Annotated in this window: 9 protein-coding genes and 1 rRNA gene; 8 read left to right on the plus strand and 2 right to left on the minus strand. The window is 55.9% G+C overall.

Annotated elements, in window-relative coordinates:
* The first annotated feature begins 64 nt into the window (after positions 1–64).
* The 3 genes from ubiD (at position 65) to DAQ1742_RS01230 (ending at position 2,767) form a co-directional block, all read left to right on the plus strand.
* On the plus strand, positions 65–1,561 hold the full coding sequence (gene ubiD, locus DAQ1742_RS01220; protein ID WP_071604050.1) for a 4-hydroxy-3-polyprenylbenzoate decarboxylase: 1,497 nt from the start codon (positions 65–67) through the stop codon (positions 1,559–1,561).
* 49 nt (positions 1,562–1,610) lie between these two features.
* On the plus strand, positions 1,611–2,312 hold the full coding sequence (gene fre / locus DAQ1742_RS01225) for an NAD(P)H-flavin reductase (RefSeq protein WP_035339276.1): 702 nt from the start codon (positions 1,611–1,613) through the stop codon (positions 2,310–2,312).
* 125 nt (positions 2,313–2,437) lie between these two features.
* Entirely contained in the window at positions 2,438–2,767 is a 330-nt protein-coding gene (locus DAQ1742_RS01230; protein ID WP_051123983.1) for an ArsR/SmtB family transcription factor, read from the plus strand.
* A gap of 78 nt (positions 2,768–2,845) precedes the next feature.
* Here the strand turns inward: DAQ1742_RS01230 and fadA are convergent, their stop codons facing one another.
* Both fadA and fadB read right to left on the minus strand, forming a co-directional pair.
* Positions 2,846–4,009 carry an acetyl-CoA C-acyltransferase FadA gene (fadA, locus tag DAQ1742_RS01235; RefSeq protein ID WP_035339278.1) on the minus strand — a complete coding sequence of 388 codons (1,164 nt, stop codon included), beginning with the start codon at positions 4,007–4,009 and terminating at the stop codon, positions 2,846–2,848.
* Positions 4,010–4,021: 12 nt separating this feature from the next.
* Positions 4,022–6,211: a fatty acid oxidation complex subunit alpha FadB gene (gene fadB / locus DAQ1742_RS01240; RefSeq protein WP_035339280.1), complete on the minus strand. Its 2,190-nt coding sequence runs from the start codon at positions 6,209–6,211 to the stop codon at positions 4,022–4,024.
* A gap of 182 nt (positions 6,212–6,393) precedes the next feature.
* On the opposite strand from fadB, the gene pepQ reads away from it, so the two are divergent.
* From pepQ to DAQ1742_RS01265, 5 genes are all read left to right on the plus strand, one after another.
* A complete protein-coding gene (gene pepQ / locus DAQ1742_RS01245) occupies positions 6,394–7,725 on the plus strand; it encodes a Xaa-Pro dipeptidase (RefSeq protein ID WP_035339282.1) in 1,332 nt (443 codons plus the stop codon).
* Positions 7,725–8,339 (plus strand): IMPACT family protein, encoded by a 615-nt coding sequence (locus DAQ1742_RS01250; RefSeq protein WP_035339284.1) that lies wholly within the window; start codon positions 7,725–7,727, stop codon positions 8,337–8,339. Before pepQ ends, DAQ1742_RS01250 begins: the two co-directional genes overlap by 1 nt.
* A 40-nt stretch (positions 8,340–8,379) precedes the next feature.
* Positions 8,380–9,831, plus strand: a complete 1,452-nt coding sequence (gene trkH / locus DAQ1742_RS01255) for a Trk system potassium transporter TrkH (protein ID WP_035339286.1) — start codon at positions 8,380–8,382, stop codon at positions 9,829–9,831.
* Positions 9,832–9,850: 19 nt separating this feature from the next.
* Positions 9,851–10,390: a menaquinone-dependent protoporphyrinogen IX dehydrogenase gene (gene hemG, locus DAQ1742_RS01260; RefSeq protein ID WP_035339287.1), complete on the plus strand. Its 540-nt coding sequence runs from the start codon at positions 9,851–9,853 to the stop codon at positions 10,388–10,390.
* Positions 10,391–10,782: 392 nt separating this feature from the next.
* Positions 10,783–12,324 (plus strand): 16S ribosomal RNA (locus DAQ1742_RS01265).
* The last annotated feature ends 15 nt before the right edge of the window (positions 12,325–12,339 follow it).

Raw genomic sequence — 12,339 nt, forward strand, 5'->3', positions numbered from 1 at the left:
GTGTTGCCGGTAAGCGACAGCATTGTGAAGAGCCTCTATAATAGCCACTCCACTGACTTTTCAGATGATCAGCATGAAATACCGTGACTTACGTGAATTTCTCGTTCAGCTTGAAGCGAGAGGCGAGCTTAAACGCATTCGTCAGCCGATTGATCCTTACCTCGAAATGACGGAAATCGCCGATCGCACCCTGCGTGCTGAAGGCCCGGCCTTATTGTTTGAAAACCCCAAAGGCTATGACATGCCGGTGTTATGCAACCTGTTTGGTACACCGAAAAGGGTGGCGCTGGGGATGGGGCAAGAGGAAGTGAGCGCGCTGCGTGACGTTGGCCGCTTGCTGGCATTCTTAAAGGAGCCGGAACCGCCGCGCGGGTTTCGTGACCTGGTGGATAAACTGCCGAAGTTTCGTCAGGTACTGAACATGCCTACCAAACGCGTGTCGGGTGCACCCTGCCAGGAGCAGGTTTGGGAAGGCGAGGCGGTTGATTTAGGGCGTATTCCGATTATGCACTGCTGGCCCGGAGATGCCGCACCGCTGGTAACATGGGGGTTGACGGTGACGCGTGGGCCGTTTAAAGAGCGGCAGAATCTGGGTATTTACCGTCAGCAGTTGATTGGGCGTAATAAGCTTATCATGCGCTGGTTGTCCCATCGCGGTGGCGCACTCGATTTTCAGGAGTGGTGCCAGCAGCGGCCGGGTGAGCGTTTTCCGGTGGCTGTGGCGCTTGGCGCAGACCCGGCGACTATTCTTGGCGCGGTCACACCGGTGCCGGATACCTTGTCTGAATATGCCTTTGCCGGGTTGCTGCGTGGCCACAAAACCGAAGTGGTGAAATGCCTGTCGAGCGATCTTGAGGTGCCCGCCAGCGCGGAAATTGTGCTGGAAGGCTACATCGAACCGGGTGAAACCGCGCCCGAAGGGCCTTATGGCGACCACACCGGTTACTATAATGAAGTCGATCAGTTCCCGGTTTTTACCGTCACCCATGTCACGCAGCGGCGTGATGCGATTTATCATTCGACCTATACCGGACGACCGCCTGATGAGCCAGCGGTGCTTGGCGTGGCGTTAAATGAAGTGTTTGTGCCGCTGTTACAGAAACAGTTTCCAGAAATTGTCGATTTTTATCTGCCACCGGAGGGCTGTTCTTACCGTCTGGCGGTGGTTACTATGAAGAAACAGTACGCCGGACATGCCAAGCGGGTAATGATGGGTGTCTGGTCTTTCCTGCGCCAGTTTATGTACACCAAATTTGTTATCGTTTGCGATGATGATATCAATGCCCGTGACTGGAAAGATGTTATCTGGGCCATTACCACCCGTATGGATCCGGCGCGAGATACGGTACTGGTGGAAAACACGCCGATAGACTATCTGGATTTTGCCTCGCCGGTTTCAGGGCTCGGCTCCAAAATGGGGCTGGATGCCACCAACAAGTGGCCGGGCGAAACGCAGCGTGAATGGGGCCATCCCATCACCAAGGATCCGGCGGTGGTGGCGCGGGTAGACGCCATGTGGCATGAGTTGGCTATTTTGAATGACAGCAATAAGTCGCGTTGAGGGCGCTTATGCTGTTCTCCGTTTTGCTTCGACCCGACAGAGGGATTGCATGACAACGTTGAGCTGTACAGTGACGTCGGTGGAAGCTATCACCGACACGGTTTATCGGGTGCGCCTGTTGCCCGCCTCCCCTTTTTCTTTCCGTGCCGGGCAGTACCTGATGGTGGTGATGGATGAACGGGATAAACGCCCGTTTTCGATGGCATCAACACCCAATGAGCAAGGCTTTATTGAGCTACATATCGGCGCATCCGAGATGAACCTGTATGCGATGGCGGTCATGGAGCGCATTTTGCAAGAGAAATCACTGCTGGTGGACATCCCCCACGGTGAGGCCTGGCTGCGTGAAGACAGCGATCGCCCGTTAATCTTGATTGCCGGAGGCACCGGGTTTTCTTATGTGCGCTCTATTCTGCTGACGGTGCTGGCACATCAGCCTGAGCGAGCGGTGTCTGTTTATTGGGGCGGGCGCGAATTAAGCCATTTGTATGACCTGGGTGAACTGGAGTCGCTTTCGCAGCAGCACGCGAATTTGAGTGTCATTCCGGTGGTTGAGCAGCCGGATGAAACCTGGCATGGCCGCTCCGGTACGGTTTTGAGTGCCGTATTGCAGGACTTCGGTTCACTGGCGGCACACGATATTTATATCGCCGGGCGCTTTGAAATGGCGAAAATTGCCCGTGAGCGTTTTTGTAATGAGCGTGGTGCGCAGCTTGCGCATATGTACAGCGATGCGTTTTCGTTTATCTGATCCTGTCGGCGTCTTCGATGCAGTCTTGACGTGTTGTGAATGATTATTTTATATAAAAAAGTAGATTGTCTCGGTCACTCTATTTTGCGATCAATTCACTTTCAGGCATGCAAAAAGGTAACGACATGGCGGTAGCAATAGCGGGTATCAGCGAGCGGCGAATTCGTGATGCGGCTCATGGCGCGGCGGATGTCCTGCGGGCGATGGCGAATGGCGATCGGCTGATGCTGATGTGCTTTCTCAGCCAGGGCGAAGCCTCCGTCGGGCAACTGGAGCAGGCGCTGGATATCCATCAGCCCACGCTGTCACAGCAGTTAGGGGTGATGCGCCGCCTGCATCTGGTCACCACCCGGCGTGAAGGTAAACAGATCTTCTATCGTATTGATGACCCGAAAATACTCACCTTGCTCAGTACCATTTACGCGCTCTACTGCCCCACGGTACAGCCAGAATAAGTTGTCGTCTGGCGCGTGGCGGTAAATTCAGGCGGCCTTCTTCTGCCGCCTGAACGCTTTCTCACCGCAAGCGCTTTATCATGCCCGCTCGAGCACGGTGGCGATGCCTTGCCCCAGTCCGATACACATCGTTGCCAGGCCAAATTCCACGTCGCGCTGTTCCATCAGGTTTATCAGCGTGGTCAAAATGCGCGCCCCGGAACACCCGAGCGGATGGCCCAGCGCTATCGCCCCCCCGTTCAGGTTGACCTTGTCGTCGAGGCAGTCCATCAGGCCAAGGTCGTTGATGCAGGGCAGTACCTGTGCGGCGAACGCTTCATTTAACTCAAACACGCCGATATCGCCGATGCTCAGCCCCGCTCTTTGCAGGGCTTTACGTGTCGCGGGCACCGGGCCATACCCCATCAGCGACGGGTCACATCCCACCACGGCGGTGGCGCGAATACGTACCCGGGGCGTGACGCCCAGCGCCCGGGCATGAGACTCACTCATTACCAATACGGCCGCGGCACCATCTGATAGTGCAGACGAGCTGCCCGCCGTGACCGTGCCGTTAACCGGGTCGAACGCCGGGCGCAGCGAGGCTAGCGCGTCAAGGTTCGTCTCCGGGCGGATGACCTCATCGTAGTCAAACAGATGCAGAGCGCCATCGCCGCGATGCCCGCCGGTAGGCACAATTTCGTGGGAAAAGGCCCCTGACTGCGTAGCGGCAAAGGCGCGCTGGTGGGAGCGGGCGGCAAACGCATCCTGCTGTTCGCGGCTGATACGGTGCAGACGCGCCAGCATTTCGGCGGTAAGCCCCATCATGGCGGCCGCTTTGGCAACGGTGTGGCTGAGCCCGGGGTGAAAGTCGGCCCCGTGTGTCATTGGCACATGGCCCATATGTTCGACGCCGCCGGCCAGGCAAACCTGGGCATCACCCACCCTGATGGCGCGAGCGGCATCGTGCAGCGCCTGCATAGAGGAACCACACAGGCGGTTAATCGTGACGGCAGGAACATGGTGGGGTATGTCGGCCAGCAGGGCGGCATTGCGTGCGACGTTAAAGCCTTGCTCCAGTGTCTGTTGCACACAGCCCCAGTAAATATCATCAATATCAGCGGCATTCAGCGCCGGGTTACGTTCCAGCAGGCTGCGCATCACATGCGCGGCGAGCGTTTCGGCGCGTACCTGACGAAATGCCCCGCCTTTGGAGCGCCCCATCGGGGTACGCAGGGCATCAACAATCACGGCGTTTTCCATATTTCTGCGTCCTTATGCCGGGTGATGAAGCGATAAATCGGCGTGCGGTGCGGCCGCCGGATAGAAACACTGCTGCTGTTGTGCCATCTGTTGCAGGCTTTCAGGCAGGCTGTAGAGTGCCCCCAGACCGGAGAGCGACTGTGCGATGTGCGCATAATGCTCGGCACCGAGGGTGTCGAAGTAACGGCAGGCTCCGCCGCGAAAAGCCGGAAAACCGAGTCCATAAAGTAACGCCATATCCGCCTGTGCCGGGCTCGCTACAATGCCCTCTTCCAGGCAGCGTGCGACTTCGTTGAGCATCGGCACCATCAGCCGCTCAATGATTTCATCGGCGCTGAATGTGCGTTTGGGCTGGCATACCGCATCGAGCAAGACATCCGTCTGTGCATCGTGTTCGCGGTGTTGCTTGCCTTTACCATCGGTGTGATAGCGATAAAAACCGGCTCCGCTTTTTTGACCAAAGCGCTGGTGCGCGACCAGCACATCAATCACATCCCGTTCGCTTTTCGCCATGCGCTGTGGAAAACCGGCGGACATGACCGCCTGTGCATGATGCGCGGTATCCAGTCCTACCACATCCAGAAGATACGCCGGGCCCATCGGCCAGCCAAAACGGGATTCCATTACGGCGTCAATGTCCCTGAAATCCGCGCCATCACGCATCAACAGCGAAAACGCCGCAAAATAGGGGAACAGCACGCGGTTAACGAAAAAGCCAGGACAGTCATTCACGACAATCGCGGTTTTCCCCAGTTTGGCGGCAAAGGCGACGACTGCCGCAAGGGTTTGGTCGCTGGTTTGGGCCCCGCGAATCACTTCAACCAGCGGCATGCGGTGTACCGGGTTGAAAAAGTGCAGGCCGCAAAAATTCTCGGGTCGTTTCAGCGCGCTGGCAAGCTGGGTAATGGAAATCGTGGAGGTATTGGAAACCAGCAATGCATGCTCGCTGAGGTGCGCTTCTGCCTCTGCCAGCACGCTGGCTTTCACCTGCGGGTTTTCCACCACGGCTTCAATGACCAGTTCGGCTTGTTCAACTGCGTCATAATGCAGCGTGGGATGGATACGGGCCAGCGTCTGCGCCAGCGTCATGACATCCATTTTCCCGCGCTCGACGTCGGCATGCAGCCGTTGCGTCGCTTCTGTCATGCCGAGCGTTAATGCGGCGTCACGGATATCTTTCATCCAGACGGGGACACCCTTGCGCGCGGCCTGACAGGCGATGCCACCGCCCATGATGCCTGCGCCCAATACGGCCAGGCGCTCGGGAGCACGGGCTCCTGCGACCCATTTTTTGGCGGCGCTTTTTACCGCCTGTTCGTTCAGAAATACGCCTACCAGCGCCGAAGCGGCTGGCGTTTGTGTCAGTGCGACGAAATGCTCCGTTTCCTGTAACAAGGCGGCATCACGCGCCAGCCCGGCGGTCGCTTCAATGGTGTTGACCGCTTTCATCGGTGCGGGATAGTGCGGGCCAGCAAGCTGCTGCACCCTCGCCTTGGCGGTGAGAAAGCTCATCATCGCTTCACTGCGGCCTAAGCGCAGCGCGGCGGTTTTCTGGCGGCGGCGGGCGCGCCAGTCAAGTTTGCCGCTGATAGCCTGACTCAGCGTATGCAGTGCTGCCGGAATCAAGGCATCGCGCTCGGTGAGTGCATCAATCAGCCCGACGTTTAACGCATCGGCGGCGCACAGGTCTTTTCCGGCGGCGATGATCTCCAGTGCGTTATCGACACCGATAAGACGAGGCAACCTGACGGTACCGCCAAACCCCGGCATGATGCCAAGTTTGACTTCCGGTAAACCGATGCGCGCTTCGCGGGAGGCTACGCGAAAATCCGTTGCCAGCACGCACTCGCAGCCGCCGCCCAGCGCATAACCGTTAATGGCGGACAAGGTGGGCACGGGTAAATCTTCCAGTTGGCTGAAAATGGCATTTGCCTGCGTCAGCCAGCGTTGCAGCGTTTGCGCCGGGGCGGCAAACAACGACAGAAATTCCGTAATATCCGCCCCGGCAATGAAGGCCGGTTTATCTGAACGCAGTAGTAAAGCGCGCAAGTCAGGCTGATGGGTGAGGTGGCGCAGGGCTTCGCCCAGGCTTGCGACAGTGCGCGTGTCGAGCGTATTGATGTTGCCTGACGCGGCAAACACCAGCTCGGCTATACCCTCCTCACACCACCTCAGATAGAGGGTGTCGCCTTGGTAGATCATAGTTATCTCCCTAAAGTATCCCTGATCTGGTACGACCAGATGATGAAAATTGTGGTGTGAATGTTAATGAAATGCAAATAACGGATGGGTAATTTGCCGTCGGGATCACAAGGCAGGCAACGCTGCCGCTACCGGGGGCTGTGGTACACTGAGCAGACACACTGTTAACGATAGGGATAGTGATGGAAACGCTAACGTCTTTGTATCATCAACATGTCGCCACCTTGCAACAGCGCACTCAGGCGGTACTGGCGCGGCATAATCTGGATGCCTTATTGATCCACTCCGGTGAGTTGATGATGGCGTTTCTCGACGACCACGCCTACCCGTTTACCGTCAACCCGCAATTTAAGGCCTGGCTACCGGTCACACAGGTGCCCAATTGCTGGTTGTGGGTCGATGGTGTGTCCGTGCCGAAACTGTGGTTCTATTCCCCGGTTGATTACTGGCATAACGTCGCGCCGGTGCCGGAGAGTTTCTGGACATCCGCCTGGGATATTTCGGTGCTGCGCAAGGCTGATGATATTGGCACGCAGCTTCCGGCCCGGCGCGAGCGGGTCGCCTATATTGGCGCACTGCCGCAACGGGCATTGAGCCTAGGGATTGACGCTCAACACGTTAACCCGCAAGGCGTGTTGGATTACCTGCATTATCATCGTGCCTATAAAACCGATTATGAGCTGGCCTGCCTGCGTGAGGCGCAGAAAACCGCGGTGACTGGCCACCGTGCCGCACTGGAGGCCTTTAGGTCGGGCATGAGTGAATTTGATATTAACCTCGCCTACCTGACCGCGACCGGCCATCGTGATACTGATGTGCCTTATGACAATATCGTCGCACTCAATGAGCACGCTGCCGTGCTGCATTACACTCAACTCGAACAGCGCGCGCCTGCCGATATCCGCAGTTTTTTGCTCGATGCCGGTGCGCAGTACAACGGTTATGCGGCAGACATTACCCGCAGCTATGCCGCGAACCCAGATAATGACTATGCGGCGCTGGTGAAAGACCTGAACGTTGAGCAACTGGCGTTGATAGGCACGTTGCAAAACGGCGTGCGTTATAGCGACTATCATCTGCAAATGCATCACCGGGTGGCGGTGCTGTTAAAACGTCATCAGTTGGTCAACGGCCTGAGTGAAGAGGCTATGGTGGAGCAAGGCGTCACCACGCCGTTTCTGCCGCATGGCCTTGGCCATCCGCTCGGTTTGCAGGTGCATGATGTCGGCGGTTTTATGCAGGACGACAGCGGTGCCACGCTACCTGCGCCATCCGCGCATCCTTATTTACGCTGCACGCGGATACTGGAGCCTCGTATGGTGATGACTATCGAACCCGGTATTTATTTCATTGATTCCCTGCTGGAGCCCTGGCGTCAGGGCGCGATGCATCAGCACTTCAACTGGCAGAAGCTTGACACGCTGCGCCCGTTTGGCGGTATTCGCATTGAGGATAACGTGGTCATGCACGATAAACGCATCGAAAACCTGACCCGCGATCTCGATTTAGCCTGATGCAGTCATACCCTATCCCTGCAACGTCGGTCAGCGTGCAGGAAGAGATCAAAAAAAGCCGCTTCCTCACGCTGTTGTCACCGGCGTGTGGGGTGGCTGCCGCGCGTGAGGTTATCCAGCAGGTGCGGCATGCGCACCCTGATGCCGCACATCACTGTTGGGCGTATGTCGCCGGTGCGCCGGATGATTCGCAGCAACTGGGTTTTTCTGATGACGGAGAGCCTTCCGGCACGGCGGGTAAACCGATGCTGGCACAACTGATGGGCAGCGGTATGGGCGAAGTGGTGGCGGTTGTTGTGCGCTACTATGGTGGTATTCAGCTTGGCACCGGCGGGCTGGTGAAAGCCTATGGCGGCGGCGTTCAGCAAGCGTTAAAACAATTACCGGTGCAGCAAAAAGTGATGCTGCAACCGTTTCGGTTGCAGTGTGACTATGCGTTGTTATCTCAGGTGGAAAGTACGGTACAGGCCCTGCAAGGGCAGGTGATAGCAAGCGAATACACCAGTCAGGTTTCGCTGCTGGTGGCGCTTCCCGTCACCGTGCTTGATGAGGCTGCACGCCGCCTGCGAGATATGAGTCGTGGCGCGTTGCATTTACAGTCAATTTCACAATAATCCCAGCGCGTAATCTTGAACCATTAAGGAAGGCTCCCTGATGCATTTGCGTGCCATAACCCGCATTGTCGGACTACTGGTTATTCTTTTCTCCGGCACCATGTTTATTCCCGGCATGGTGGCGCTTATCTACCGCGATGGCGCGGGGCGCGCATTTATCCAGACATTTTTTGTCGCGCTGGCCATCGGCATGGCGCTATGGCTGCCGAATCGCAAGCATCGACACGAACTGAAAAGTCGTGAAGGTTTCTTGATAGTGGTGCTGTTTTGGACGGTGCTGGGCAGCGTTGGGGCGTTACCGTTTTTGTTCGCCGAGCGCCCCAGTTTGTCAATGACCGATGCATTCTTCGAGTCTTTTTCCGGCCTGACCACCACCGGAGCCACCACTTTGGTGGGGCTTGATGCGTTGCCGAAAGCGATTCTGTTTTATCGCCAGATGCTGCAATGGATGGGTGGCATGGGGATCATTGTGCTTGCGGTGGCTATTTTGCCGATACTCGGTGTCGGGGGGATGCAGCTTTATCGTGCCGAAATGCCCGGGCCATTGAAAGACAACAAGATGCGCCCGCGTATTGCCGAAACCGCCAAAACACTCTGGTTAATCTATGTTTTGCTGACGGTGCTGTGTGCGCTGGCCTTATGGCTGGCGGGCATGTCGGTGTTTGATGCTATCGGGCATAGCTTTTCCACAATCGCCATTGGCGGATTTTCTACCCACGATGCCAGTATCGGCTATTTTAACAGCCCGACGATTAACACCATTATTGCGATATTCCTGCTGATTTCCGGCTGTAATTTCGGTTTGCACTTTGCGGTACTCAGTGGGCGAAGCCTTCGTGTTTACTGGCGTGACCCGGAATTTCGCATGTTTATCTTTGTGCAACTGTCGCTGGTTGTGGTCTGCACGCTGGTACTGTGGGGGCATCATGTCTACAAGGGCGGGCTGGAAACCCTGAACCAGGCATTCTTTCAGGTGGTATCGATGGCGACGACTGCCGGGTTCACCACAGACAGTATCGCATCCTGGCCGCTGTTCTTACCTGTGCTACTACTGTGCTCGGCCTTTATTGGCGGCTGTGCCGGTTCAACGGGTGGAGGACTTAAAGTGATACGTATCCTGCTGCTGTTTTTGCAAGGCTCGCGGGAGCTAAAACGTCTGGTTCATCCCAATGCGGTTTACACCATTAAACTTGGGCAACGCGCGTTGCCAGAGCGAATCCTCGAAGCGGTATGGGGTTTTTTCTCGGCTTATGCGCTGGTGTTTATTGTCAGCATGCTGGCAGTGATCGCAACCGGGGTCGATAATTTCTCGGCGTTTGCGGCCGTCACAGCCACGCTAAACAACCTCGGGCCGGGTCTTGGCACGGTGGCTGACAACTTTACCTCGATGAACGATGCCGCAAAATGGATTCTGATTGTCACCATGCTATTTGGCCGCCTTGAGGTCTTTACTATGCTGGTACTGTTTACGCCGACCTTCTGGCGAGAATAACGGATAAAGGGAAAGAACCATGAAAGCGTTAATACTGTTTTCCAGCCGGGATGGGCAGACAAGGGCGATATCCGCCTTTATTGCCAATAACCTCAAAGGGGTGCTGGAGTGCGATATTGCCAACATCCTAACTGCCCAGGAGTTTGATCTGGATAAGTACGATAGCATCATGATCGGCGCGTCAGTACGTTATGGGCATATCAACCCGGCGGTAGAGAAATTTATCCGCCAGAACCTTGCGCGATTACAGCAGAAGCCGAGCGCCTTCTTTTGCGTCAATCTCACCGCACGGAAACCTGAGAAACGCTCGCTGCAAACCAATGCCTACACCCGCAAGTTCCTGCTACGCTCGCCCTGGCAACCTGACCTTGGCGCGGTGTTTGCTGGTGCGCTGCGTTATCCTCGTTATCGCTGGTTTGACCGAGTCATGATCCAACTCATCATGCGGATGACCGGCGGAGAAACGGACAGCACCAAAGAAATCGAGTACACGGACTGGGAGCAAGTGGCGCGTTTTGCGCAATCATTCGGGCAAATGGCGCATAAAAAAGTACAGTAATAGCGCATTGTGGGGTAAGTTTCGCCATGATGATGAAAAAAGAGACGCTTGAGAGATTTTTTGCAATTAGGGCTTGTCAGCCCGCAGGAAGTCCCTATAATGCGCCTCCACTGACACGGCAACAGCGGCAACGCAGCGCGGTGTCAGCGAAGAAGAAACGAAAAAAAGCGTTGACTCTTCATGAGGAAAGCGTAGTATACGCCACCTCGCGACAGCAGGCTCAGGCCGGTCGCACTGCTCTTTAACAATTAATCAGACAATCTGTGTGGGCACTCGCAGGACACTTCGCAAAAACTTTTGTGAAAGTCTTGAAGAGTGACAACAGTTAATTCATTACGAAATAACAGTAAATTCTTTGAGCACCGTTTTCTTCGGAAAACACAATCAAACTTAAATTGAAGAGTTTGATCATGGCTCAGATTGAACGCTGGCGGCAGGCCTAACACATGCAAGTCGGGCGGTAGCACAAGGGAGCTTGCTCCCTGGGTGACGAGCGGCGGACGGGTGAGTAATGTCTGGGAAACTGCCTGATGGAGGGGGATAACTACTGGAAACGGTAGCTAATACCGCATAACGTCTTCGGACCAAAGAGGGGGACCTTCGGGCCTCTTGCCATCGGATGTGCCCAGATGGGATTAGCTAGTAGGTGGGGTAAAGGCTCACCTAGGCGACGATCCCTAGCTGGTCTGAGAGGATGACCAGCCACACTGGAACTGAGACACGGTCCAGACTCCTACGGGAGGCAGCAGTGGGGAATATTGCACAATGGGCGCAAGCCTGATGCAGCCATGCCGCGTGTGTGAAGAAGGCCTTCGGGTTGTAAAGCACTTTCAGCGGGGAGGAAGGGGGCAGGCTTAATACGTCTGTTCATTGACGTTACCCGCAGAAGAAGCACCGGCTAACTCCGTGCCAGCAGCCGCGGTAATACGGAGGGTGCAAGCGTTAATCGGAATGACTGGGCGTAAAGCGCACGCAGGCGGTCTGTTAAGTTGGATGTGAAATCCCCGGGCTTAACCTGGGAACTGCATTCAAAACTGACAGGCTAGAGTCTCGTAGAGGGGGGTAGAATTCCAGGTGTAGCGGTGAAATGCGTAGAGATCTGGAGGAATACCGGTGGCGAAGGCGGCCCCCTGGACGAAGACTGACGCTCAGGTGCGAAAGCGTGGGGAGCAAACAGGATTAGATACCCTGGTAGTCCACGCTGTAAACGATGTCGATTTGGAGGTTGTGCCCTTGAGGCGTGGCTTCCGGAGCTAACGCGTTAAATCGACCGCCTGGGGAGTACGGCCGCAAGGTTAAAACTCAAATGAATTGACGGGGGCCCGCACAAGCGGTGGAGCATGTGGTTTAATTCGATGCAACGCGAAGAACCTTACCTACTCTTGACATCCAGCGAACCTTGTAGAGATACGAGGGTGCCTTCGGGAACGCTGAGACAGGTGCTGCATGGCTGTCGTCAGCTCGTGTTGTGAAATGTTGGGTTAAGTCCCGCAACGAGCGCAACCCTTATCCTCTGTTGCCAGCACTTCGGGTGGGAACTCAGGGGAGACTGCCGGTGATAAACCGGAGGAAGGTGGGGATGACGTCAAGTCATCATGGCCCTTACGAGTAGGGCTACACACGTGCTACAATGGCGTATACAAAGAGAAGCGACCTCGCGAGAGCAAGCGGACCTCATAAAGTACGTCGTAGTCCGGATTGGAGTCTGCAACTCGACTCCATGAAGTCGGAATCGCTAGTAATCGTAGATCAGAATGCTACGGTGAATACGTTCCCGGGCCTTGTACACACCGCCCGTCACACCATGGGAGTGGGTTGCAAAAGAAGTAGGTAGCTTAACCTTCGGGAGGGCGCTTACCACTTTGTGATTCATGACTGGGGTGAAGTCGTAACAAGGTAACCGTAGGGGAACCTGCGGTTGGATCACCTCCTTACCGAGTGAAGAGCCT

Origin of the sequence: Dickeya aquatica, assembly GCF_900095885.1 — a bacterium.
GTDB lineage: Bacteria > Pseudomonadota > Gammaproteobacteria > Enterobacterales > Enterobacteriaceae > Dickeya > Dickeya aquatica.